This is a genomic window from Salmonella sp. 2020_1395 (assembly GCF_043848115.1).
Lineage (GTDB): Bacteria > Pseudomonadota > Gammaproteobacteria > Enterobacterales > Enterobacteriaceae > Salmonella > Salmonella enterica.
Genome location: NZ_JBCMFH010000002.1, coordinates 81129 through 105991, shown reverse-complemented (window position 1 = coordinate 105991; position 24863 = coordinate 81129). Strand labels below are relative to the sequence as shown.

Annotated in this window: 14 protein-coding genes and 2 pseudogenes; 6 read left to right on the top strand and 10 right to left on the bottom strand. The window is 50.0% G+C overall.

The window, feature by feature from the left end:
* Positions 1–111: 111 nt before the first annotated feature.
* The 3 genes from tctD to ACH0WD_RS03035 all read left to right on the top strand — a co-directional run bounded on the left by tctD (position 112) and on the right by ACH0WD_RS03035 (position 3334).
* The gene (gene tctD, locus ACH0WD_RS03045) at positions 112–786 is read left to right on the top strand and encodes a transcriptional regulator TctD (RefSeq protein ID WP_001237930.1); all 675 of its coding nucleotides are present in this window, start codon (positions 112–114) and stop codon (positions 784–786) included.
* Positions 773–2188, top strand: coding sequence for a sensor histidine kinase (locus ACH0WD_RS03040; protein WP_000872338.1), 1416 nt, complete (start codon positions 773–775; stop codon positions 2186–2188). Before tctD ends, ACH0WD_RS03040 begins: the two co-directional genes overlap by 14 nt.
* Positions 2189–2320: 132 nt before the next feature.
* On the top strand, positions 2321–3334 hold the full coding sequence (locus tag ACH0WD_RS03035) for a HoxN/HupN/NixA family nickel/cobalt transporter (protein WP_001059357.1): 1014 nt from the start codon (positions 2321–2323) through the stop codon (positions 3332–3334).
* A gap of 720 nt (positions 3335–4054) precedes the next feature.
* On the opposite strand, the gene ACH0WD_RS03030 is transcribed toward ACH0WD_RS03035, so the two are convergent.
* A complete protein-coding gene (locus ACH0WD_RS03030; protein WP_000701503.1) occupies positions 4055–4951 on the bottom strand; it encodes an antimicrobial resistance protein Mig-14 in 897 nt (298 codons plus the stop codon).
* Between the two features lie 293 nt (positions 4952–5244).
* Positions 5245–6174, bottom strand: coding sequence for a VirK family antimicrobial peptide resistance protein (locus ACH0WD_RS03025; protein ID WP_000178739.1), 930 nt, complete (start codon positions 6172–6174; stop codon positions 5245–5247).
* Positions 6175–6690: 516 nt separating this feature from the next.
* Between ACH0WD_RS03025 and pipB2 the strand changes: the two genes are divergently transcribed.
* From pipB2 to ACH0WD_RS03010, 3 genes are all read left to right on the top strand, one after another.
* Positions 6691–7743 (top strand): type III secretion system effector PipB2, encoded by a 1053-nt coding sequence (pipB2, locus tag ACH0WD_RS03020; RefSeq protein WP_000442273.1) that lies wholly within the window; start codon positions 6691–6693, stop codon positions 7741–7743.
* A 174-nt stretch (positions 7744–7917) separates the two neighbouring features.
* Positions 7918–8250 carry a hypothetical protein gene (locus ACH0WD_RS03015; RefSeq protein ID WP_077905756.1) on the top strand — a complete coding sequence of 111 codons (333 nt, stop codon included), beginning with the start codon at positions 7918–7920 and terminating at the stop codon, positions 8248–8250.
* A gap of 519 nt (positions 8251–8769) precedes the next feature.
* Positions 8770–10944, top strand: a complete 2175-nt coding sequence (locus ACH0WD_RS03010) for a TonB-dependent siderophore receptor (RefSeq protein WP_001747679.1) — start codon at positions 8770–8772, stop codon at positions 10942–10944.
* Positions 10945–10985: 41 nt separating this feature from the next.
* Here the strand turns inward: ACH0WD_RS03010 and ACH0WD_RS03005 are convergent, their stop codons facing one another.
* The 8 genes and pseudogenes from ACH0WD_RS03005 to ACH0WD_RS02970 all read right to left on the bottom strand — a co-directional run bounded on the left by ACH0WD_RS03005 (position 10986) and on the right by ACH0WD_RS02970 (position 24853).
* Positions 10986–11921 (bottom strand): alpha/beta hydrolase, encoded by a 936-nt coding sequence (locus tag ACH0WD_RS03005; protein ID WP_000274366.1) that lies wholly within the window; start codon positions 11919–11921, stop codon positions 10986–10988.
* Positions 11922–11952: 31 nt separating this feature from the next.
* Positions 11953–13197: an esterase family protein gene (locus ACH0WD_RS03000; protein ID WP_001239933.1), complete on the bottom strand. Its 1245-nt coding sequence runs from the start codon at positions 13195–13197 to the stop codon at positions 11953–11955.
* 109 nt (positions 13198–13306) lie between these two features.
* A complete protein-coding gene (gene iroC / locus ACH0WD_RS02995; RefSeq protein ID WP_001111810.1) occupies positions 13307–16963 on the bottom strand; it encodes a salmochelin/enterobactin export ABC transporter IroC in 3657 nt (1218 codons plus the stop codon).
* An 80-nt stretch (positions 16964–17043) separates the two neighbouring features.
* The gene (gene iroB, locus ACH0WD_RS02990) at positions 17044–18159 is read right to left on the bottom strand and encodes a salmochelin biosynthesis C-glycosyltransferase IroB (protein WP_001221105.1); all 1116 of its coding nucleotides are present in this window, start codon (positions 18157–18159) and stop codon (positions 17044–17046) included.
* An 889-nt stretch (positions 18160–19048) separates the two neighbouring features.
* Positions 19049–20923: a hypothetical protein gene (locus ACH0WD_RS02985; RefSeq protein WP_000704434.1), complete on the bottom strand. Its 1875-nt coding sequence runs from the start codon at positions 20921–20923 to the stop codon at positions 19049–19051.
* A gap of 165 nt (positions 20924–21088) precedes the next feature.
* Positions 21089–21284, bottom strand: a pseudogene (locus tag ACH0WD_RS02980) (DNA-binding protein); the annotation flags it as partial.
* A pseudogene (locus ACH0WD_RS02975) lies at positions 21278–21844 on the bottom strand (integrase arm-type DNA-binding domain-containing protein); the annotation flags it as partial. The pseudogenes ACH0WD_RS02975 and ACH0WD_RS02980, both read right to left, overlap by 7 nt.
* Before the next feature lie 675 nt (positions 21845–22519).
* Positions 22520–24853 (bottom strand): phage/plasmid primase, P4 family, encoded by a 2334-nt coding sequence (locus ACH0WD_RS02970; RefSeq protein WP_153644906.1) that lies wholly within the window; start codon positions 24851–24853, stop codon positions 22520–22522.
* Positions 24854–24863 lie beyond the last annotated feature (10 nt).

Here is a 24863-nt window from a genome sequence, read left to right as displayed (position 1 = left end):
GAAGATTTTTGTGATTATGTGAGCCGACATGTAGCAGTTCGGTTGCGTGATTGTTAAAACAATAACCTTTCAATTCCCTTTCAATGCGACAGAAACTTTACAGGATGTGATATGCGTCTCTTATTGGCGGAAGATAACCGTGAGCTGGCTCACTGGCTGGAGAAAGCGCTGGTGCAAAACGGCTTTGCCGTGGACTGCGTATTTGACGGCCTGGCGGCTGACCATCTTCTGCACAGTGAAATGTACGCGCTGGCGGTGCTGGATATCAATATGCCGGGAATGGATGGACTGGAGGTGGTGCAACGGCTGCGTAAACGCGGTCAGACCTTGCCCGTTTTGCTGCTCACGGCGCGAAGCGCGGTGGCGGATCGCGTAAAAGGTCTCAACGTCGGCGCCGATGACTATCTGCCGAAACCCTTTGAACTGGAAGAACTGGATGCCCGTTTACGGGCCTTGCTGCGACGCAGCGCTGGGCAGGTTCATGAAATTCAGCAACTGGGGGAATTGATCTTTCATGATGAAGGGTATTTTCTGTTACAGGGGCAGCCGTTAGCGCTGACGCCGCGTGAGCAGGCGCTCTTAACCGTATTGATGTACCGACGAACGCGGCCGGTTTCGCGTCAGCAGCTTTTTGAACAGGTGTTCAGCCTGAACGATGAGGTAAGCCCTGAAAGCATCGAACTTTATATTCATCGACTGCGTAAAAAACTCCAGGGAAGCGATGTACGAATTACGACGCTGCGCGGCCTGGGTTATGTGCTGGAGCGCGGCGATGAAGTGGGTTAAGCCGCAATCGTTGTACCTGCAACTCTTGCTGTTCCTGGGGTTGCCGCTGATTCTGCTATGGGGGCTGTCGGCGTTTAACAGCTATGTCAATGCGCTACAGGCCGCCACTCAGGCTTATGATCGTACGTTGCTCTCCTCGGCGCGAACGGTATCGGAACGGCTGGTGGTGCGCAATAACCATCTGGAAGTTAACGTGCCCTGGGTGGTGCTGGATAGCTTCGAGCTTAATATGAATGATCGACTCTATTACAAAGTCGTCGACCCTTCCGGAAAGGTCATTTCCGGTTATGACGATCTGCCCGCCATGCCGCCCGCTACGCCCCGTACCCGGCTTTATCCGGCGCTGGCGTGGTTCTATCATACCGAGTATCGCGGCGAGGCGATCCGCGTGGCGCGTTTGCTACAGCCGGTCAACGAAGGTGGCATTATCGGCATGGCGGAGATTTATGTCGCAGAGACGCTGCAGTCCCGTCGTTATCTGGCGGGCCAACTGCTGTTCTCTTCCTGGATCTCACAGGGTCTGCTGGTGTTGCTGACCCTGGTGCTGGTTGGCTGGTTATTACGCCGGATCCTGCGCCCTATGCGTCAACTTTCGTCATTAATGGTACGCCGCGAACCGGGTCTGTTAACGCCGCTGCCGGAACTGCTGCCGTGGTCGGAAACACGCTTGTTAATCGTGGCGTTTAATCGCTACATTGACAGGCTCCGCGGCATCCTTTCCCGGCAGGAACGCTTTAGCGCCGATGCTTCTCACCAGTTAAAAACGCCGCTGGCGGTGTTAAAAACGCAGGCGGCGGTGGCGTTAGCCAGCCAGCACCCTCATCACTGGTACGAAAGTCTGCAGGCGATGAGCGTAACGCTGGATAGCACCATTCAGCTCACGGAAAGATTGTTGCAACTTTCTGCGGTAAAGCATAAAGAGCAGGGCGAGCGGCGTTTTTCCCCGGTGAATCTGTACGATATCGTACAGAGCGGCTGCTTTACCCGCCTGGCGCAGGCGCGGAGTAAACATATCGACCTGGGCTACGAAGGCGAACAGGAAGCGATGTGGATCGAGGGGGATGAGGTACTGCTTAGCGAGCTGTGCGGAAACTTGCTGGATAATGCGCTGAAATACACGCCTGAGCAAGGCATCGTCACCGCGCGGCTTGAACGGGATGGCGATGCCGTGACGCTGGTTGTCGAAGATAGCGGCCCCGGCATTGATGATGAACACATCCATCTGGCGCTACAGCCGTTCCACCGGCTCGATAACGTAGGAAATGTGGCCGGGGCGGGCATTGGTCTGGCTTTGGTCAATGATATCGCACGCCTGCACCGTACTCATCCCCATTTTTCCCGTAGCGAAGCGTTGGGAGGGTTATACGTTCGGATACGCTTTTTAAGCCTTGTCCCGCAGTAATGCGCACAAATGTGTCAGCGGTAAAGCACGTTTACAAAAAGTCGCATCTTGAGGTGTGACGTTTTAATCAAATGATCATACATTCCCCCTACAAACCGTAGCGTTAATTAAAACTATAGTGGGTGCAGGGGCATGAATAATCATACTAAACGACGGGGAATAGCATTAACCGTCTTTCTTGTTGGGGTTAACATCCTGGCCTGGATTTGGGCGTTCTGTGTTTTTCATCACCATGCAGTCATGCTAAGCGCAGCCATACTGGCGTATAGCTTTGGGCTGCGTCATGCGGTTGATGCCGATCATATCGCAGCCATCGATACCGTCACCCGTAAACTGATGCAGCAGGGTAAAACGCCTTTAGGCGTGGGGGCGTTTTTTTCATTGGGTCATTCGACCATTGTCGTTCTGGCATGTCTGGCGATTGTTGTGACGTCGATGGCATTTCGCGATCGTATTGATGTTTTGCATCAATATGGTTCGTTGATTGGTACGGCTGTTTCCGCTTTTTTTCTGCTGGCGATGGCCCTGCTTAACCTGTTTATTTTGCTCAACGTCTGGCGGCAATTTCGCTCGGTTACCCGCGGCGAGTCAGTGAGGGCGCATGACGAGGCGATACCTGGCGGGCTGATGACGCGTATATTTCAGCGTACGTTTCGTTTGGTCACTTCCAGTTGGCATATGTATTTTGTCGGTTTTCTGTTTGGTCTGGGATTTGATACCGCAACCGAGGTTGGGTTGCTGGGCATTTCCGCTTCAGCAGCCAACCAGGGGCTATCTCTCTGGTCGATGATGATTTTTCCTGTGCTGTTTACCGCCGGGATGGCGCTGGTGGATTCCCTGGATAACTTTGTCATGGTCGGCGCTTACGGTTGGGCTTTCTCGCATCCATTACGTAAGCTTTATTATAATATGACCATTACCGCCGCATCCGTCATTGTCGCGCTGGCGATTGGCGGGCTTGAGGCGCTGGGGTTGATTGATGATGCGTTACAGTTAAGCGGAACATTTTGGCAGACCGTCAGCACGCTTAACGATCATATGGGGAATGTGGGCTTCTGGGTAGTGGGCGCTTTCGTGCTATTCTGGCTGCTCTCGTTGTTGAATTATCGCTGGCGCGGCTATGATAAAATCACCCTCAATACCTGATTGATTTCTGTAAAAATAGCATTTCGGCAGTGGTATCACATCATTGCCGAAGCATTTTATCTCCTGAGAGTATATCCTTCCCGGTAAGTGCGTTATTTTTCATGCTTGCCTTTCGTTATCAATTTAAGCAATCCGATATAACATACAATACCAAAAATAATAATAACAGTTGTATACCCAAGAATCAGCCAGTCTGCATGTGTCATAATATAATCCAGTTATCAGGTATCCCGTGTTAAGGCGATCTTTAAGCCTGTTGTCAGCAAGAACCACTGTACCCGTTCAGTGCTGTTGACAATAACGTATTGTTTATGCACAAGAGCGTTGTTACAAATAACGTATGCATTGAGCATAGACCCCAACCGCATTTTTGTAATGCCATAAAGCAAGGCTACACCTTTAATCTACTGACGGTATGCCAGGCCAGAAGAGATAAAAGGGTGGTTGTCATCATCATCTGTTCCTGACGCCAGGTTAATGACACACACATATGAAAATGTATAACCGCTGCACGCTTTTTAGCACGTTATCTGTAACATACCGTGTTAATCAATTCCATAAAACCGAGTATAGTGTAAGTGAATTTCGAGTAATTGTCATTATGATTATATGGTGGTTAACTTATTTTTTAAACTCTGATTAAATTTTCGTTTTTTATCATTTTATCAGGACTTATGAAAAACCTGGGCGTAAAAAACATATTTACGTCCAGGCTTTTTTTTAGCAAATCGATTTCCCGGTAAAATAGGGGGTCGACCACATGCGCTTATATTCCCATTCAGGCTTTAGTATGCCGATGGAAAAAAGTAATTTTTTTTGTCTTTCCTGGCAGTAATGTCTGGCACGGCTAATATTTAGCCACATTAGTATGCTGCCGGGACTGAGTGGCCTGCATTCATTTTTAATTGCACCATTAGATACGTCAAAGTAGACGTTCATCTGGCTTTCAGATTTCAATACGATATCAAATGCACAGGGTATCCCTTCAATATAAAGAATATGCCCAAACAGAAGGTGATGCAGTTGACTAAAAAAGTTGGCAAGGTTATCAGCGGGATAGCAGGATGAAGTATTGCCGAAACGAGACCGAAATAACTCGATAAAAATATGAGTCAGTTCATCAGAAGAACAATCAGCAACGCTTTTTACACTTCCGCCTTTTTTAAGAAACCGCTGATATTCATTACGGCGTGTTTTTTCAAACTTAGAAGAGAACGTTTCTTTGACCAGACAATTTTGTTTCTTTCTGGCGAGTTTCCATATGGCATTGCGTATTTGTGGCTGATGCAACGCCGAAAGTCGGTTAGTACGATCGGGCAAGAAGCAGCGTAAATCTGGCGCCATCGGAATAAGTATCTCATCTGAAGATAGCGGGAAGGTTCTGCGCGTCAGTATGCCAATATTCTGATCATTACAGATAAAGTAGGCGCCTTTAATCTTATCATCTTCTTTATAGTGGAAGAATTTAAAATGCCAGTTATGGCGCTTCATAAAATAATCCACAATATCTGGGTGCATATTGATACTACCGCCGTATTGCGTAAACACCTCCCGGTATAGGGCAAAGGAAGACGGCTGCCAGCGGGTTAATATACGCTTAACTTCTTGTATTTTCACCAAAACTCCTGACTTAGCTTACTGAAAATTCTATTTTGTATTATTTTTTTGCTCAACCAAATAAAAATGTGACAAATGTTTAGCTTGTATTTAATGGTTAACATGCTAATCGATGACGTTATGGTGAAGGGAATAAGATTAAGATGTTGATCATAGCATGAGTGAAAGCGACGGTTTAATGCCGCGCTTTTCACTCGCAAGCCATTCTGTATTTAACCATCCAGTAGCGATACAGATTTCAAAGAGATCCGCTGAACGGTAGCAGGATCTGCACATCCGCGTATGAAATAGTTCTACCGGGAGAGGCTGTTAACCTCTTGTATTATTGTATCCAGAATATGATAGCGTTTCCGATACTCTGCGCGTTTTTTGCTGGGGATACTTTCAGGCGCTTTACGCATCACCTGTGATGGCAGATGATATAAGGCACCTTTCTTAACGCCGTTTAGCGACTCCCAGAATTCACTATAGCTGGCCACAAAAGTTTTTTTCTTCTGGAATAAGTACCGGAGTTGACGATAAACATGGTTGTTTTCACTTACCGCATAAATCTCGTCGACATTACAGGCCAGCATCAATGTCGCAAATGCTTCATACAGCATCCGTTTAGGAAAGAGACCGTAACAATCTTTGGTGGCGTTACGTATGACTTGTGGGCCGACATGTTTACTGGGCCCTTGTAACCCGGCAACCAGCGCTATTTGCTTCCCTTCATGGCGGATAAAGGAAAATGATAAACGTGCCAACGGCGTATCATTGAAGCACAGCGTTAATGTCAGTTCACCTTCCCTGTCATAGCCACAGGGACCGCAGTAGATATCCACCAGAGCGCCGTTTTTTCCTTCCAGGTGAGCGAGCAAGATTTGTTCCTCGGACAGGAGGATCTTTTTAATTTTATTTTCCGGAAAGGACTGAACGAACTGGTAGTGTTCCAGAATAGCTTTTGCCCGGCAACGTATGCTAAGCCCGGTATACAAATAGGGCCGCTGGATTTTTGCCGGCAACAGTGGACGATGAATGATCAGCGTTCTGGGCTGAGACAGATGGCATAATTCATTGAAGTATTTAATTGTCGTTACGGGGTTAATAAGGCAACGTAATACAAATTTATAGCGAAACTTACGCTCTCCCCAGCGTTTATGGCGATAAGGCGTCTGCGCCATGACTTCTTTTAACATTAATAATGGATTATATCTTTCCATATCACTTTGCTGCATCGTCATACTACGTCCCTACTACTCGATAGACTTATAACCGAGACGGTAGCCTGATTGAGTTAAACGTAAAGGCAACGAAGAAGGCCTGTACAGACGACGTTGTTAAACAGTTTATCAATGGCAGCAATAAAACGCCTGAACACGCTTTTTAATAGATTTTCTGCTAATGAGTGGGATGAGTCCTGAACGTAGTATTAAAACGAATGCCGTGTTTATTATTTTAAATAATGTTTATACTCTAAATAATTCGAGTTGCAGGAAGGCGGCAAGCGAGTGAATCCCCAGGAGCTTACTAAAGTAAGTGACTGGGGGGAGGGAACGCAGCCGCAGCACATGCAACTTGAAGTATGACGAGTATAAGCCAATATATTTATTTAGCTGGTATTGTGTAAGCCAGACAGCAAAGCGTCGTGATACGTTATTATGTAACCAGACGCAAAGGGGGTATTCACCTTATCTCTAAATGCAAATCTATATGATAAATTTTATCATGTACTATGTTGCTCTCTGGGAGAAAATATTATGGAGCGTTCACTCGATAGTCTGGCTGGTATGGCTACATCTGCTTTTGGCGCGGGGACTTCTGCTGCTATGCGGCAAGCCACCTCTCCCAAAACCATTCTGGAATATATCATTAACTTTTTTACCTGTGGTGGGGTGCGTCGGAAAAATGAAGCACAATATCAGGAATTGATAGACACTATGGCTGATACATTGAAAAGTTCAATGCCTGACAGAGGTGCTCCGTTGCCAGAAAACATCGTACTGGAGGATATGGATGGGTGTCGTGTCGAATTTAATCTTCCTGGTGAGAATAACGAAGCTGGACAAGTTATTGTACGGGTCAGTAAAGGCGACCATTCTGAGATGAGAGAAATTCCGCTTGCCTCTTTTGAAAAAATATGTCGAGCTTTACTATTCAGATGCGAATTTTCTCTCCCTCAGGATTCTGTAATATTAACTGCCCAGGGAGGCATGAATCTTAAAGGCGCTGTCCTTACCGGAGCAAATCTGACGGCAGAAAATTTATGTGGCGCAGACCTAAGCGACGCAGATTTAGGGGGGGCAGTACTGTTTATGGCGGATTGTGACGGTGCAAATTTTAAGGGCGCAAATCTATCGGGAGCATCATTAGGCGACAGTAATTTAATGAACGCCTGTCTGGAAGATAGTATTATGTGTGGCGCTACCCTCGATCGCGCTAATCTTACTGGTGCCAATTTACAACACACAAGTCTGTTAGGCTGTAGCATGGTAGAATGTAATTGTTCCGGTGCAAATATGGATCACACTAATCTTTCAGGTGCAACCCTTATACGTGCCGATATGAGCGGTGCGACATTAAAGGGTGCTACTATAATGGCTGCTGATATGGAAGGCGCTATCTTAACCCGGGCAAACCTGCAAAAGGCGAGTTTCATTTCTACGAACCTGGGCGAGGCTGATTTGTCCGAAGCTAATTTAAAAAATACCAGTTTTAAAGATTGTACACTAACCGATTTGCGTACTGAAGACGCCACAATGTCTACAAGTACACAAACACTCTTTAACGTATTTTATAGTGAAAATATTTAGCCCTACTTGACGTAAATCTGAAATAAAAGCAATGTAAGAATAACTATCTGCTACTGAATAGTAGCTGAGATTAAATTATTTACAGTATCTTTTATTATTACAGGAGTATGCAACGGTAAAAATATCTGAATAACTATTTCTATTTTCTCAAGTAGAACTTCCAACTAAAGTGAATTGTTTGAAAAGGAAAACGTTATGCCTGGATGTATAAGTGCCTGTTCGTGCGTTGCCAGCCCGACGCCTCCCGATCCTAAGGCCCCCCCTAAGCCTAAGTGGATAGAGTTAAAAGGTTATTGTGTTACATGTACTAGTCAGGAGGATATTCGTCCACCTAAAGAGGGTGAACCAAAGCAAAAAATGACACCCAGCGAGTTAGTGCTGTTACGAGGTCTTTTAAAAGACCTGGGGGTAACACAACATCCCTGGCAAGACCCGACAGTAAAATCCACTAACTGTGGGTTGCCATATTTTCCAGTAGATCCTGGAGAACGAGAAACCGATGTTTGATGGTTTTCTGTCTGCAAAGCGCCTGATAATTATTACCAGGCGCTTTGTATTTTGGCGCCAACATCACTTTCATTGTCATATATCGAATGACTACAATCGTATCCGATCCCGCCATTACCCTGACGGCAAACTGTAAGAACGGTTTGCCGTCGACAGGGAAGCGCCGGTGAACTCTGAACCGCACTATACCATCTTACCTGGGTGTTTATTATCATTAACGCTTTGAAAAATAGTTTTATTTCATCTATTTCTGTTTTGTAAAACCTTCGTTCAGTAGGCGCATTCTGCCACCCTTCCCGGATTTACTGGCAAAGCGGAGCCCGGACAGAGAGTCATATTGCAAAATCCCATTTCCGTTTTTTATTACCAGATTTTTGCGGTCGAAAGATTGCCTTTTTCTTAATTGAATGATAATTATTATCATTAGCATATGATAATAATTACTATATAGACGTAACCTGGCAAGGATGTGAGCTTGAGGGCAACAGCGCTACTTTAGACATTATTTAGGGAATGGGTATGAGAGTTAAGAAGTTCATCTGGTTAATAACCGTGGTTTCTACAGGGGTTAATAGTCCATTATCAGCAGCAGAATCTACTGACGACAACGGCGAAACGATGGTGGTTGAATCCACCGCCGAGCAAGTATTAAAGCAACAGCCGGGCGTTTCGATTATTACTCGTGACGATATTCAAAAGAATCCTCCCGTTAACGATCTTGCCGATATTATTCGTAAGATGCCTGGGGTTAATCTTACCGGCAATAGCGCCTCGGGAACGCGCGGAAATAACCGACAAATTGATATTCGTGGTATGGGGCCGGAAAATACCTTAGTGCTGATTGACGGCGTGCCGGTGACGTCGCGAAATTCGGTTCGCTATAGCTGGCGCGGAGAACGCGACACCCGTGGCGATACGAACTGGGTGCCGCCGGAGATGGTAGAACGTATTGAAGTGATCCGTGGGCCCGCCGCCGCGCGCTATGGCTCCGGTGCCGCAGGTGGGGTGGTGAACATCATCACCAAACGCCCCACTAACGACTGGCATGGTTCGCTGTCGCTCTATACCAACCAGCCGGAAAGCAGCAAAGAAGGTGACACCCGGCGGGGTAACTTTAGCCTTAGCGGCCCGTTGGCTGGTGATACGTTGACGATGCGCCTGTACGGTAATCTCAACAGAACCGATGCCGACAGCTGGGATATTAACTCCTCCGCCGGGACCAAAAATGCCGCCGGACGGGAGGGGGTCACCAATAAAGATATTAATAGCGTCTTCTCATGGAAAATGACCCCGCAGCAAATCCTTGATTTTGAAGCGGGATACAGTCGGCAGGGGAATATCTATGCCGGCGATACGCAAAACAGTACTTCAAACGCGGTTACCAAAAGTCTCGCGCAGTCTGGGCGGGAGACCAATCGCCTGTACCGGCAGAATTACGGTCTAACTCATAACGGCATCTGGGACTGGGGGCAAAGCCGCCTGGGGTTCTACTATGAAAAAACCGATAATACCCGCATGAATGAGGGGCTCTCCGGCGGCGGCGAGGGGCGTATTACCAACGACCAGACGTTCACCACTAACCGCCTGACCTCGTATCGCACCAGCGGCGAGGTGAATGTCCCGGTGATATGGCTATTTGAGCAAACGCTCACCGTCGGCGCGGAGTGGAACCGCGATGAACTGAACGATCCTTCCTCTACCAGTCTGACGGTTAAGGATAGCAATATCGCCGGGATATCCGGTTCGGCGGCTAACCGTAGCAGCAAAAATAAATCGGAAATCAGTGCGCTGTACGTTGAAGATAATATCGAACCCATGGCCGGTACCAATATTATTCCGGGTCTGCGTTTTGACTATTTGAGCGAATCCGGGAGTAATTTTAGTCCCAGTCTTAACCTTTCCCAGGAGTTAGGTGAATACGTCAAGGTGAAAGCCGGTATTGCCCGTGCCTTTAAGGCACCGAACTTGTATCAAACCAGTGAGGGGTATTTACTCTATTCGAAAGGCAACGGTTGTCCAAAAGATATTACGTCGGGCGGCTGTTACCTGGTCGGTAATAAGAACCTCGATCCTGAAATTAGCATCAATAAAGAGATTGGGCTGGAATTTACCGTAGACGATTACCACGCAAGCGTCACGTATTTCCGTAACGATTATCAGAATAAGATTGTCGCAGGTGATAAAATTATTGGCAGAAGCGCATCTGGCGCTTATGTATTGCAATGGCAGAACGGCGGTAAAGCGCTGATTGAAGGTATTGAAGCCAGCATGGCTGTTCCGCTGATGCCGGACCGTCTGAACTGGAATACCAATGCGACTTATATGATCGCGTCTGAGCAAAAAGATACCGGCAATCCCTTATCGATAATCCCGAAATATACGGTGAATACCTTCCTCGACTGGACTATCACCAGCGCGCTCTCCGCTAACGTCAACTGGACGTTATACGGCAAGCAAAAACCGCGAACACATGCGGAGTCGCGTAGTGAAGAGACCAAAGGATTGTCCGGGAAAGCGTTGGGGGCTTACTCACTGGTCGGCGCTAACGTTAACTACGATATCAATAAGAACCTGCGTCTTAATGTCGGTATCAGCAATATCTTCGATAAACAGATCTATCGCTCCGCCGAAGGGGCAAATACCTATAACGAACCGGGGCGGGCTTATTATGCCGGTGTGACGGCCTCGTTTTGATGGATTATGCCCGCCGCTGGCGGGCATATTCTGGCGGCGGGTTAATGGCAGCGTGGTTTGTGGCTTGCCGGTTCGCGACTGATATCCAGCAATGCACTGCGAAAAGAGGCGTTAAACATGGGCCCGTGGCCCAGGCCCGGGTAATGCTGCAGGGCCGCGTTAACGCCGTTGTTCTCAAGCGTTCTCACGGTCTCCTGAACTTTTTGCAGGAGCTCGGCCATCTGGCGTTGCCTGCTATCCCCATTCGACGCTGAACCTTCCATTATGATGAGTTTTTTATGGCAGAACAGCGACGGCTTCACTGTCGTAAGGCGATTCAACAGGGCAAAGTTATCCCTGCTGAGTGACGGGCTGGCGCTGTAATAGATATGAAAGAAGGATGACGACAGCCAGGAGTCTAAAACGAACAGGCCGCCATAAGAATGTCCCCATACCCCGCGCCGTTCGGGGTTGATGGTTATTCCTTGTTCCACCTGCGGCGCGATATGTCTCTCCAGTAGCTGGCGGAACGCTGGCCCGCCGCCGGTTTTACGATGAAAACGCGGGTTATTTTCACTGCCATCGCGCTTGATTCCCGGCGCCGGCGTATAGTCATAAGCTCTGCCGTTAAGATCAAACGGCAGGTTAGTCTGATAGCCAATCGCCACAATCACCGGCGGCGAGTGGTCTGCCAGCTGTTTGAGCAGCGTCTCCGGCAGTCTGTCCATCACTGCGTTGCCGTCCAGCATATATAAGACAGGATAACCCGACGGCGGGGCGGCTTTATTGGGAATAGCGGTCCATACCCGGTAATGTCTTGCGCCATCGGCAGATTGAAAGTCATTGACCCTAAAATGGTAATATCCCGAACCTTTATCAGCAATATTCGGTCCTAATGGCTGCATATCCGGCTGCGCATAACTCAGCGCGCTAAAACAAAAACTCACTAAAAATAGCGCCATGCGATAGCACTTGTTGTGGTACTGGCGACCATACATCGGATGTGATTCCTTTTTGGCAGGTGAAGTTTTATCGGGGCAGTAGACGTAATCCGTCAATCAGCGCGCCGCGCCACCAGGCATAATCGTGACCGCCGGTGTACACGCTGTAATGGCTTTCGACGCCGGCGGCGCGCAATTTTTCATGCAACTGTTTGACCTGCGGGACCGTCGAACCTTCTAACGATCCCACGCACAGATGCGTACGTACGGCTGGCGAGGGCGCGGATAACACATGTTCGCTGACCCATGAGCGCTCTTCTGCGCTGAAATGGCCCGGGCGATTGCGGTTGTCCGGTGTCCACCACATTGAGGGGGAGTGGCTCAGTACCAGGCCGAAGCTCTCTGGCGCGTGGCGGGCCGCCATCAGCGCGGTCACGCCGCCGAGGCTTTGCCCAGCCAGCACCGTTTGTGTACGGTCCGCCCACTGTCGTTCCGGGTATTTGGCGCGAAGGGTTGGCAGCAGGCGTTCGGCAATGTCGAGCACCAGCTCGCGGCGACCGCCGAGGATTGCGACGCGTTCACGCGCATTGATATTATCAACGCCGAGTACGGCCACCGGCGCGATGCGTCCGCTGCGGATGGCGGCGTCAATGGCGGCGCTTACCCCAAGATGGTCGAACCAGATCTCGCCATCCGTGAGTACCAGCAAGCCCAGCGGTTGTTCGACAGGAACGTCAGGAAGATACAGCCGCACACGGCGACGTTGTCCGGCGAGCCGATGTTCTGAGGTGAAAAGCTGCCCGGCGTAAGCGCGACAGCCTGACCACTCCTCCTGTGCCGGGGCATGATCCAACGCCAGAACAGACTCCTGCGTATTACCCCGAACATTTATTCCCGGCGTGCTGTTCAGCTGGTCCGCCTTCCCGACAAGGGGGGCGAAACGGCTTCCAAGCTGCAACACCGTCTCGTCCGGGGTTTCCGGTGGTATTTCGACCATCGTATAGGAACCGCAGTAGGACGCCGGTAAGCGAAGCGTCAGATGCCAGATATCCGTTGTGGGCAGTTGCGTCATCATACCTTTCGCCACGTTATCTTTATCGGTGACACGGTTCAGGCGAACATAAACCCCCCGCAGAGGAGAGGCGGCACGCCACAGGAAGGTGACTTCCCGTTCATCGTCTGCGCCGTTAATGGCTGTCACCAGCGGCAGCGCGAGCGAGTTTGCTTCTCGCCAGAAGTGAGAAGCGTCAACCTGGCTTCCGGCGGCGAGTTGACGGCGAAGGCGCGTAGCGGTCTGTATAGCGACAGGAGCGACGGGCGGGCTCAGTCTCATTCTTTGTATTCCATCTCGTTTATATTTCGGTCAGTATCAATAGCTAAAGCGGCTGTTACAGGAACAGCCGCTTGCGGGCTTTCTTTTGCGTAAATCGTGGCGATAAAAACTATCCTACGACCTCTCCTTGCGTATCGCGTGTCTGGCCGACGCTGGCCCGCCACAGACGAGCATACAGGCCATGAGCCGCTATCAACTGCTCATGGCTGCCATATTCAGCGATACATCCTTTATCGATTACGACAATAACATCGCAGCGGCGAGCGGTGGTCAGTCGGTGCGCGACGATAAGCGCGATGCGTTTCTCGGTATGCGTCACTCCGGTAAGCGAGGTTATTAAGCGCTCCTCGGCGCTGCGGTCGATACGTGCTGTCGCCTCGTCGAGCAGCAGAATGTGCGCCTGTGCCAGTTGGGCGCGCGCGAGGGCAATCAACTGACGCTGGCCCGCGGACAGATCCGTGCCGCCGTTATTGACCGGAGTACGAAACCCCAGCGGCAGATGTTGCACAGTTTCAAAGAGTCCCGCCTGTCGCGCCGCGATCTCCACCTCCGTGTCGCTGCTGTCTGGCCGCGAATAGCGGATATTTTCGGCAATATCGCCGCTAAATAATGCGACATCCTGAGTGACCAGCCCCGTCTGGCGACGATAATCACTAAGCGACGCGGCATCAATTAGGCGCTCACCGACACGGATTTGCCCGCTGCCGGGAGAGTAGAGCCCGGCCAGCAGCTTGATCAGCGTCGATTTGCCGGCGCCGCTACGTCCGACCACCGCGACTACCGTTCCTGGCGGAATGGTGAGCGAGAGATTATCAAGCACAGGTTGCGTTTTTTCGGGATAGCGGAATGTCAATGCCTCCAGACGTAGCGCGCCGCCAGTGCCAGGCGTTATGGAGGACGGTTCAATATTCTCCGTTTCCTCAGTCGCCAATAGCGCATTGATATGTTTGCCGCTGGCGGTTGCCTGCTGCCAGGAATCAACAATGCCTGACAACTGCTGTACCGGGCCATAAAATTGTCCCAATAGCAGGAAGAACGCCGCCAGTATCCCGGGCGTCATTTCGCCTTCGGCGACCCGGGTCGCTCCGATTAAAAGCACGGCGGCATAGGCAGCCTCGGTGCAGAAGGTCAGGAACGGAAAATAAACGGCAAGGTATTTTTGCGCCCGCACGCGGGTGGCGCGGAAGTTGTCTGATAACGCCCGTAGCCTGGCGGCTTCCTGCTTCTGTTGGCCGTGTGACTGCACTACCCGCATACCGGAGACCTTTTCCTGAAGCGTACTGTTCACCTTACCAATTTCCAGCCGTGCCTGGGCGTAAGCAGGCGAGCTCAAACGGCGGTAAATCCACGTCGCCAGCACCACTACAGGCACGGCGCTTAATGCCGTTAATGCAAGAATAGGGTCAAGCCAGAACATTGCCGCGGCGATAGCGACCATCGTCACGATGCTGGTGGCCGCGCTGGCAAGACCGTTTTGCAGAAATCGGGCGAGTGAATCAACGTCGACGGTCATGCGAGTAAGACGCGAGTCGATGTGCTTCTCGTGCCAGGGAAGACTCAGGCGTAGCAGGTGGCTGAAGCTGCGTAAGCGTACCGTATGCTGTACCGACTCTGCCGCGCGGGCGGCGAAGATCGTTTGCAGCGCATAGCAGCACCAACCGATCGCTACCAGACACAGCGCGAGCAGAGCGCATATGCCAATAGTCGACATATCCCCTGCGGCAACGCCTGAGTCAATACCGCGCTGCAAAAGCACCAGCACGCCAACGCCTGCGGCGGAATCAAGCGCGATAAGCAGGGCGGCGATGACGAACATCCAGGCTACTGGCGTCAGCAGCGATGAGACTTGACGCCCGTGGCCTGCCAGCGCCATCTGTACGGCGCGTTCCGGAACGCGCGTCATCCGGTCGACAAAACCTTTTCCGGCGGGTGTCTGGCGCTCATGCGCGTCGTCGGATTTTACCGCCTGCGTTGTTGGCCATAGCGTACGTTGTTCTGCCGGGGCAAGGGCGAGAAAATCCCCCTCGCCGCTCATCAGCGAGCGAAACGTCGGACATCTTGCATCCAGCTCCGCCTGGGTACCGATATCCACGACGCGGCCTTTATCCAGCACGACGATCCGATCGGCTAACTGCAGTGTTGAACGGCGGCGTGCAATCACCAGCAGCATATGCTCATTATCGGCATAACGACCAAGAGCCGTATTAATTTCCGCTTCAGTACCGGCATCGACCGCCGAGGTGGTGTCATCGAGAATCAGCAGTTCCGGCGCGGTAATCAGTGCCCGGGCTAGCGCAATACGCTGGCGTTGGCCGCCGGAGAGGTTGCTTCCGCGTTCGGCCAGTCGGGTGTTGAACCCCTGCGGTAGCGCATTGATGAACCCGCTGGCGCCTGCGGCATCGGCAGCGCGTCGAATGTCGTCCTGAGTCGCTTGCGGGTGCCCATAGGCGATGTTTTCCGCCACCGTACCGGCAAACAGAAACGCGTCTTCAAACACTACGCCAACGCGACGACGAAGCGCCGTCAGTTTCAGGTCGCGAATATTCTGTTGACCCGCAGTGGTGTTGAGCCACACCCCGCCGGAGGTAGGATCGTAAAAGCGCGCCAGCAACATCAGCAATGTTGATTTTCCGGAGCCGGATGCGCCAACCACCGCCACGGTTTCACCGGCGTGAATGGAAAACGAGATCTCATTGAGGATACGGTTACCGTTGTCGTAGTGGAAACTCATCTTCTCCACGTCCAGCCCGATAATCTGACCCTCAACCGACTCAGTACCGTCTTCCATGCGAGAACGCGTGTCGATAAGCGCGAAGACGCGCTCTACCGACGCCTGTGTGCGCTGTGCGATAACCAAAAACGATGCCAGTACGCGGGTAGGGCCGGTCAGCATAGCGAGAAAACTCGCGAACGCAACGAAGGTTCCCAGATCGATTCGCCCATTCATTACCGACCAGCCGCCATAGCACAGCAGGACGATTTGCCCTATCACCGGTAGCGCCAGCATGGTTGCGCCCGGCATCGCCTGCGAGATAGCGGCGCCGATGCGTACCCGCACCATCTGCCGCGACTGACCATCGAGCCAACGCGTTTCGCGCAACTCCGCCACGCAGGACTTCACCACTGAGATCTGTTCCAATACTTCGCGCATATGCTCCGTCATGTGCGCCAGCCGGTCTGAGGCAAGCCCCGTTTGCGCGAAAACACGGCGACGGGCGCGCAGGGCGGTAATAGCAAGGGCGGCCAGTACGCAAATCACGATAAGCGTCATGGATGGCGACATCCATAGCATCACCGCGATACCGGCCACATAGTAAGTGAGCACCGCCAGCGGCACCGGACACATCTGTAGCAAGGTGTGTACCTGTTGAAGATCGCTGTTGGTACGCGAAATGACCTGCCCGGTACGCAAGGCGTCCTGGCCTGCGCCGTCCAGTTTTTGAATACTGTCGAATGCACGGCTACGTAACGTATGCTGAACCCACAGCGAGAGTTCTCCGGCATAGCCGCGGCGCACGTAATTCCCGATAAAATCAAAAAGGGCAATTAACAGCAGGCCGCAGGCAAGTAACGGCAGGTGGGTCGTATCGCCTGCTATCGCGTCATTGACGGCCTGACGCGTTATTAGCGGCGTCAGCGCAGCCAGTAAAATGGTCGATACTGATGCTACGATGACAATGATGCTCAGTGTTTTACGTTCCCAACACACGCGGGCAAGGCGAACTATCCAGGCACGAGCGGGCATGGGGGAATGAGTCGCGGGCATTAAGCCTCCTTATCGGTGAAAGATGAGATATGGCGACACACGCTGGGTTCAGCCGCCATATTGTCATTGCGCTGCCGCGGTTAGCCGTGTTGCAGCATGGCGATCAGTTTTTTTGCCACCTCGGTCGGGCAAGGCTGGGCCGCCATTTCCGCCGCGACCTCCTGCGACGCCTCGCGAAGCGCGCGATTACCGAGGAAGGTATTGATCATGCTGCTCGTAAGCCCGCTCTTACCGGGAATAATGCCGCATCCGCGCTCGACCACGGCGCGGGCATTGACGGGTCTGTCGGCACCCTGGCCAAAGACTATCTGCGGAATGCCGGCATGCAGCGCCGTCAGGGTGTTGCCTGCGCCGCCATGGTGGATAAAACCGTCGGCGCCGTTAAGGAAAACGCCCATCGGAAGCCAGTCGACCAGACGGACATTCGGCGGCAGTGAACGTAAATCCGAGCGGGCGTTTGCCGGAAGATGCAGGATGATTTCGGCATCTACTTCGTCGGCAGAATCCATTACCCAGGAAATCAGATCCAGGCCATCCACCATCGGTTTGACGGTGCCGAGGCTGACCAGAAGACGCTTGCGATCAGGTGTACGTTCCCACCATTCTTCCCAGACGGCGCCGCCGTTATACGGGACGTATTGCATGGAGATAACCGGCTCTCCGTCATTTTGCAGTATGCTCATGCTGGGCGGTGTGACGTCTATCCACGCCAGATCTCTTGGTGGCGCGCTGACCCCATGGCGGCGGTAGGCGTCAGAAAGTGATTTCGTCACGCCTTTGATGTGCCAGGGCGTATGACCGAAGCCGACGGTTTGCATCACTACCGGAATGTCATACTTAGCGGCAATCAGTGGTCCAACGACTCCAAGGGGAGGGTAGACGATGAGATCTGGTCGCCACTGCCCGGCGAACGCGACCAGCGGGTCAGTCATCTCTTCGCTGAAGAATGAGAAGTTCCCCATTTTTGTTCCAATGTTATTTTCTTTTCGTAATGCCTCCTGACGGCGATAACCCGCTTCCGAATCGAAACCAGGCGCAGCGTCAAATACCACCAACCCAGCTTCTGCTGCTTTCTGTGCAAATTTTCCACCGCTTGCAATCAGCACTTCATGGCCATTAACACGAAACGCTTGCGCCAGGGACAGCACAGGGTATAGCAGTCCATACAGTGGTGGACCGACAAACAGAATACGCATGAGAAATCCTCTCTCTCCACGTCATACATCGAACAAGTCGTTAATGAGAATGATAATAATTACCAATATCATTTGAAAAATGCAATAACAAATACGACCCTTGATCATGTGATGATTTTTTTCATAAAAATCGGGGAAGAGGAGAGCGTTAAGCGGTGAAGTTTGGTTTCAGACTTATTTACGCGCGTATGGTCGCAAAGGCAAAGCGCCAGGATTGGGGAACTGGATTCGCATACCAGACGCCCGTGGATTATTAATGATAACTTCGCAAATAAGCTTTCAGACAATGAGGTAAACGTACCGACAGCAAGGTAACGGGAAACGTAGGGAGTAGTATTGATAACACGTTGCCGGGCAATTTAATGGTATCCGGCGGCAGATCGTGTTCTGTGCAGACTTTCCGTGCAGTGATGTGACGGACGCCTCTTCCTAAAGTAGTCAGTGCCATACTTTTAATGACTGCATTAATCTTGGCGTTAAATCCTTTAATTTGGTGGACGTAAAGTGGACATAGACAACAAAAAGGGGCTACGTATTCACGTTGCCCCTTGTTTTATTTGCTGGCGTCCTTGTAATTGGTGGGGGAGGTGGCTGAGTTTGTTGGGGATTTTTATTTTTTGCGCGAAGGCGCAAAAGGGTGGCGATGGTGTTGATATGGAAGGGGTTTTTGTATATTTTTTGATTTTTAAGGTTATTTTTATAGTGCTGAAGTTTATTGTATTGATTGATGCCTGCAATAGATGCGAAACGAACTATACTAGAAAGAGAAAAGATCGGATTTAGAATTTGTTAAATAAATGGCTATAGCTGTAAAAGCATCGTTATAGCCCGTATGTTTATATGGGCTTGGTTGATGTGCAAATAGTATAATGCTTCGAATTAAGACTTACTATTTAGGCATGTCTTGTCTTATTTTATGTACTAATATTGTGTTTCTTGGGGTATTTAAAGTTAAAGCTTCTAAATTACTAAACGTTTCATTGCTGAATATATTTGAATTATTGGTGGTGACTTTTAATAATTTGAAAGTCCATGGCAGCAACGCGATATAACCCGCTCCCGATAGTCCCTTATACTCCATCACTGCCCCTGCAACTGCTGGGGCAAAACCTGATAAGTCTAAAATAGACAAGTTTTGCTTCCTCTTTTCAATTGCTTTGATATCTTTATTTAGAGAGTATATCTTAAAGCTTAATTCTTCAGGTGTCAGATGGGCATACTCTTGTAATATTTGTGGGATCATACGCCGACTGTATTTGCTTAAGATGTCATCTAACTCGAGAACATCCATGTCGTTATTAATAGTGAAAATATTTGATAGTAAAGTCTGTATCTCCATTTCTCGAAGCTCATTTTGTGATTGCTGAACTCCATTATATATACCATTAAGGATTTTACAGGCATTTACCTCAGAATAACCTGTGTGCTCAAAAGGAAAGTGATGTGCTCCTAGCCCCAGTGAAAACTCAAGTGACATTGCGCTGGTCATTAGCTCAATATCATAATCGAGACCGCGTGATTTATATATTTGAGCTGCAAAACTTGCTCCGCAAAATTGACTAATACCCAATGCACCTCTTTGATTTATTTCATACTCAAAAAATGGTATATTTTCCGATAACGACTCTGCTAACATTTTAAGTGCATCGATTTTTGAATTGTAGCATTCTTTCAATAAGTTATATTGAGTGCTGCTATCAAATGCGAATCCAAATAATCCTGTTTTTTCTCTAATTGCTAATAATGTCGAGGCAGCTAATCTTCTTGAGAATAATACACATTCTGGATCAACAGACAGAACATCTGCCAAAAAATTTGAATCATATCGCTGGAGGTTTTGGAATGCGACAAATTTTATACGTCCGCGTCGGACTAACTCTAATAGCTCAATCCTGTTTATTTTAAAAATATCATAAAAACTTTGAGTATTGGGTGAGTCTGCTAATGGAATTGCAATAATTACAGTGTCATACAGTGACAGATATTCTCTTATGTTATTTCGTGGGAAAATACTGGCATCGACAAAACATCTGTTTTGACTCTTCTTAAATGAGTCAATAAGACACTCATCTCTGGTGAAACTTACATCTGAAAAAATATTCATTCTTTTTTCTGTCCAAAAGTCTTGATCCTCTTCATATTTTTCCAAGATTTCTTTAGGTTGGTTGCTCCTAAGGTATCGGCTCGCAATTAATGTAAGATTTCCTTGTGTATTACTTTCCTTTTTTTGATGATTATAATCAAGTAGTTCATGGTCTGTTTTAATATTGTACTTATAACCATAAAAACCTAAGCTTTCACATATTAAAATTATTTCATCAGTTTCGTTAGGCGTAAGTTCTTTATTGAAGGTAAATGTAAAACTGTTATCGGACCACTTCATGTCAACATGAAAAGGATGAAATTTAGATGGTATGGCTATGCGTATACTATTATTAAATTCGAATGCGTTAAATGGTTGGCCAAATAAATTTACTTTTTCATATATATTTCTAAGATCTATTTTTATATAGTTGTCTTTTACTTCTTCTGTAAACGTTGGTCCTGGAACACCTGCATTTTTAAATCTGTAGTTGTAAAGTTCTTGTATTTCATCTAATGTAGTATTAAATTCTTTGTAATTCTGTATTACAGCATAAATATTTTCCTTGTCATGGAATAAACCTAAGTGATTGAATTTATAGTTTTGAATTATAAATGTTTCATAGTCATTTTTTAACACTTCAATCATTGACGGAGACGATTTTAAATATGAAATTTTCATGACAATAATCCTGGTTTTAGATGAATCTTGGTATTTTAAACTCAAGTGTGGTGAAATGGAAACAGAACACATTTTCTATCTATATTTCGATTGTGCATTTTAAATTTAAAGTAGTTATGAATTTTTACATACAAAAAGGAATGAAACATCTTGTATTAGTGAGATTCAATCAGTATATCCGTATAGTTACTCTATATATTTTTCCCCGTCTCTCCCCATGTCCCAGAGCCGTTGAAGTCACCGCCAGCGCCTCCTTATGGCTCAACCCCCGTTCCTCGTAATAGCGGATCGCGTCCTGTGCCCAGGCATAGCGCAGGGAGTAGAAAGAGTATTCGCCTGTCAGCCCGGCATCACGGCGATGGCGAAGCGGAAGATTTCATTGAGCCGTGAGATAACTCGCCGCAGCGTTTCCAGTATGCCCTGTTCTTCCAGCGGTGTGAGGTGTTCCTTGAGCATCTTCGGGCGGATCTCGGCAACGGGTGTGTTACCCAAAGAGGGGAAGACGTGCATCTCCAGCGAGCGCCAGACATCTTTGGCGTGATCTTCGCTACGATCGCTGGTCCGTTTTTTCTCTTTGAGCCACTGTTCCGCAACTTTTTCCAGCGTGCATTCATTCTGGAGTCGTTGCTCCTCTGCAACCTGCTCCAGATGGGTCTGTGGGTCGATGCCCTGCACGAGTAGACGCCGGTATTGCAACCTGAAATCACGCGCCATGGCGAGGGTGACTACCGGGTAGGGGCCAATGCTGATTTTGGTCCGTTTTTTCAGCGCCGGGGGAGTGTATTCGAAGTACCAGATCTTTCTGCCGGATGGCTTAATCAACAACGCCAGTCCGTCGCCATCGCGCAGCATATACTCGGTCTTCTGCGGCTTGGCGGCAGCGATCTCGGTATTGGTTAGGGATTTCAACATTTTAGGCATGTTTTTGCACCTTGTTTTTTTTAGCGTTCTGGCAACGCGGTGCAAAACAAGATACATAATGCTCAAGATTCATACAGATATCATGACCACACATGCAACAAAAAAGCCTGCAACTCGTTGAAGTTACAGGCTTTTTTAAGGTTCATGATATATCATGAATGAATGTTTGGTGGAGCTGGCGGAGTTTGAATAAATGCTGTATTGTTTTGATTTTTAATGATTTTGTTTAATTCAGTTTTTGTACGTATACCTAATCGTATACCAATGGCTGTAAGTTAATGTGAAATGAAAGCGCATTTTTACTTGGATTGATGCTATATCGTACAGAAAAAAAATTTTTTTTCGAAAGAACTGTTCACACTGTTCACCTTTCTTTTTTCTCCTTTTATTTCAGTATGATAGGTGGTGAATAATGGGTGAAGGGTGAACATTCGATTCTTCACCTCCGGCATTCTGCCGGTGTGACTCATACCGGTGATTAATCCCCCGTACTGAAATCACACAGGGAGAAAAAAAGTTTTTTTTGATTTGATTGTTCACACTGTTCACCTTTCGTTTTTCTCTTTTAATTTCAGTGTGATAACAGGTGAATATACGGTGAAGGGTGAACAGTGGATTGTTCACCTTCGGGGAATTCAGGGATAAAAAAAGACCGGCAGATGCCGGTCAGGTGGGTCAGGCTGTCGCAGGGTCGTCACATTTTGGCAGCCAGTCGCCGTAGCTTTCCTCTTTCAGCGTCAGGTTGGTCTGTATCCCCTGTTTGGTATGGCGCTTCTCGTAATTCAGTCCGTATTCCTTCAGCATCACCGGTAGCCCCAGCCCGAACATTTTCAGACTGAGTACATTCCGGTAGCCGTTTGCCTCCATGTAGGCCAGATAGGCGTGATAGAGGTATTTACGGTAATTACGCGGGATGATACTGGCGTTCCCCATATACATGCCGCTGGTCTGCGGCAGGGTTTCCAGATAGCCGATAAAATCAAACGTCGGGTCGGCATCCCGTTTGATGTTCAGCGCCTCGTCTGAGTTCTGCTGGGACTGAAGCAGTGACCGGGCGAGCATCGGGTCGCTGAACTTCTGCATCAGGTGACGCACGATGACCGCCAGCTCGCGGGTGATTTTGTCCTTAAGCTGCGGGTCGCGCTCCTGCGGGGCTATCTGTTCCGGGAAGTGAATAATCACCCGCCGGCGTGACACGCCGCCGCTGCGGTCGGTGAAGCGCATCGGGTTATTGTTCACGGCCAGAATTACCGCCGGGATATGCGTGGAGTATGCATCCCGGTATTTCGGGTCAACGGACACCGCATCGCCGCCGGTGATGGCCTTGAGTCCGGCACCGTCGCCGCTCCATTTTTCCTGGTCCGGCAGGCGTATCAGTGAGAAGCCAGTTAACGCGGCACGTTCACGCGGGGATTCCAGCGTCTCGATGGTGGCCGACGTGGCGTTATCCTCACCGGCCAGCAGGGTGGCTATTTCGGCCATGATACTTTTGCCGCTGCCGCCGGGACCGGTCACCTCCAGAAAGAGCTGCCAGTCGTAGCGGTTTGCCAGCACCATAAACAGTGCGGCCAGAATCACGTCGCGTTTTTCCGCACGACCACCGGCAGCACGGTCAAGCCAGCGCCAGAACGCGGGAGCGTGGGTTTCCAGCGTTTCACCGTCCACCGGCGGGGTGAAATCCACATCACACAGGGTACGCATCCAGTGTGACGGTCTGTGCGGGTGGAACGTACCGTTCTGCGTGTCGAGCACGCCGTTACGAAAGCCAATCAGGCGGCGGGAGGGGGCTTCCTGCTGCGGAATAATCAGCTTCAGGGTGTCCACCACGGAGGCCACCTTCCCGGAGGAGAACGGCGCGCGCAGACGCTGAAACAGCCCGGCCACATCCCGGGCAAAGTCCTGTGGCGGCAGCACCTTCCAGACACCATTTTCATAACGGGACAGAAGCTGGCCGTTGGCATCGACCGCGAGCGCCTCGCCGTAATGCTCATAGATACGCATGGCCTTTTCGCTGGTACTCATGGCGGAAAACTCTGCTTCGCTCATGGTGTCGAACGGGCTTTCAGCCGGTGGCCGGATGGCATCGTAAATGGCCTTACGGGTGGCCTCCCCGCCGTACTGCGTGAAGGCATCATTCCAGTCACCGAAGACCGGCGGCAGGGCAACAACACCTTCACACGCATCTGCGGCTGCGGCGGCTTTTTTCTGGCCGTCACCACTGAGGTCACGGTCAGCGGCAAGGACAATCTGACAGGCGGGGTGCTTCTGCCGGGCAAGGCTGGCCAGAGAAAGGAGGTTCACGGAAGAAAGCGCCACCATCACCGTTTCACCGGTCAGGTGATGCACGGTAAGTGCGGTCGCGTATCCCTCCGCTATCCACAGACGTTTTCCGGCCTGATTCTGTCCTTCAAGGGTGTGACAGGTGCCCCTGACCTGTCCGCCTTTCAGGGTGCGCTTACGGCCGTCAGCGCTGATTAACTGAAGGTTAACCAGTTCGCCGCTGTCGTCATACAGTGGCACCACAAGGTCACCGGCGCGCCAGCTCACGCCACCGGCTCTGTGTGTGCCGGTCAGCATCCGGCATTCCCGGCCGGGAAAGCCCTTGCGGGTCAGGTAGGCGTTACCGGTTCCGGGACGGGTTTTCGCCATCAGGGTTTGTGCCAGTGCGGCGGCGTTCTTCCGGGCTGCGTCTGTTTCAGCACCGGCGGCGGTCCTCACTGCCGGGTCAGCCGGGGGCAGGCTGCCGGTCACGGCAGCCACCTTTGCGGCCGCGTCGGACGGGGAAACACCAAACACCTTTTCAACCAGTTTCAGGCCGTCACCGGCACCACACTGATTGCAGTACCAGGTGCCGCGCCCCTCCCTGTCATCAAAACGGAAGCGGTCACTCCCGCCACAGACCGGACAGGGCTGATGATGGTTCTTCAGCACCTGAATCCCCAGCGCCGGGAGAATACGCGGCCAGTGGCCGAGCGCATGGCTGACGGTGGCGGTTACGTTCATTTTCATGGTGTTGTTC

What these genes read in the sequence shown, in the direction of transcription:
- tctD (WP_001237930.1), top strand. Translation starts at nt 112, where the DNA reads ATGCGTCTCTTATTGGCGGAAGATAACCGTGAGCTGGCTCACTGGCTG.
- ACH0WD_RS03040 (WP_000872338.1), top strand. Translation starts at nt 773, where the DNA reads ATGAAGTGGGTTAAGCCGCAATCGTTGTACCTGCAACTCTTGCTGTTC.
- ACH0WD_RS03035 (WP_001059357.1), top strand. Translation starts at nt 2,321, where the DNA reads ATGAATAATCATACTAAACGACGGGGAATAGCATTAACCGTCTTTCTT.
- ACH0WD_RS03025 (WP_000178739.1), bottom strand. Translation starts at nt 6,174, where the DNA reads ATGACGATGCAGCAAAGTGATATGGAAAGATATAATCCATTATTAATG.
- pipB2 (WP_000442273.1), top strand. Translation starts at nt 6,691, where the DNA reads ATGGAGCGTTCACTCGATAGTCTGGCTGGTATGGCTACATCTGCTTTT.
- ACH0WD_RS03010 (WP_001747679.1), top strand. Translation starts at nt 8,770, where the DNA reads ATGAGAGTTAAGAAGTTCATCTGGTTAATAACCGTGGTTTCTACAGGG.
- ACH0WD_RS03005 (WP_000274366.1), bottom strand. Translation starts at nt 11,921, where the DNA reads ATGTATGGTCGCCAGTACCACAACAAGTGCTATCGCATGGCGCTATTT.
- ACH0WD_RS03000 (WP_001239933.1), bottom strand. Translation starts at nt 13,197, where the DNA reads ATGAGACTGAGCCCGCCCGTCGCTCCTGTCGCTATACAGACCGCTACG.
- iroC (WP_001111810.1), bottom strand. Translation starts at nt 16,963, where the DNA reads ATGCCCGCGACTCATTCCCCCATGCCCGCTCGTGCCTGGATAGTTCGC.
- iroB (WP_001221105.1), bottom strand. Translation starts at nt 18,159, where the DNA reads ATGCGTATTCTGTTTGTCGGTCCACCACTGTATGGACTGCTATACCCT.
- ACH0WD_RS02985 (WP_000704434.1), bottom strand. Translation starts at nt 20,923, where the DNA reads ATGAAAATTTCATATTTAAAATCGTCTCCGTCAATGATTGAAGTGTTA.
- ACH0WD_RS02970 (WP_153644906.1), bottom strand. Translation starts at nt 24,853, where the DNA reads ATGAAAATGAACGTAACCGCCACCGTCAGCCATGCGCTCGGCCACTGG.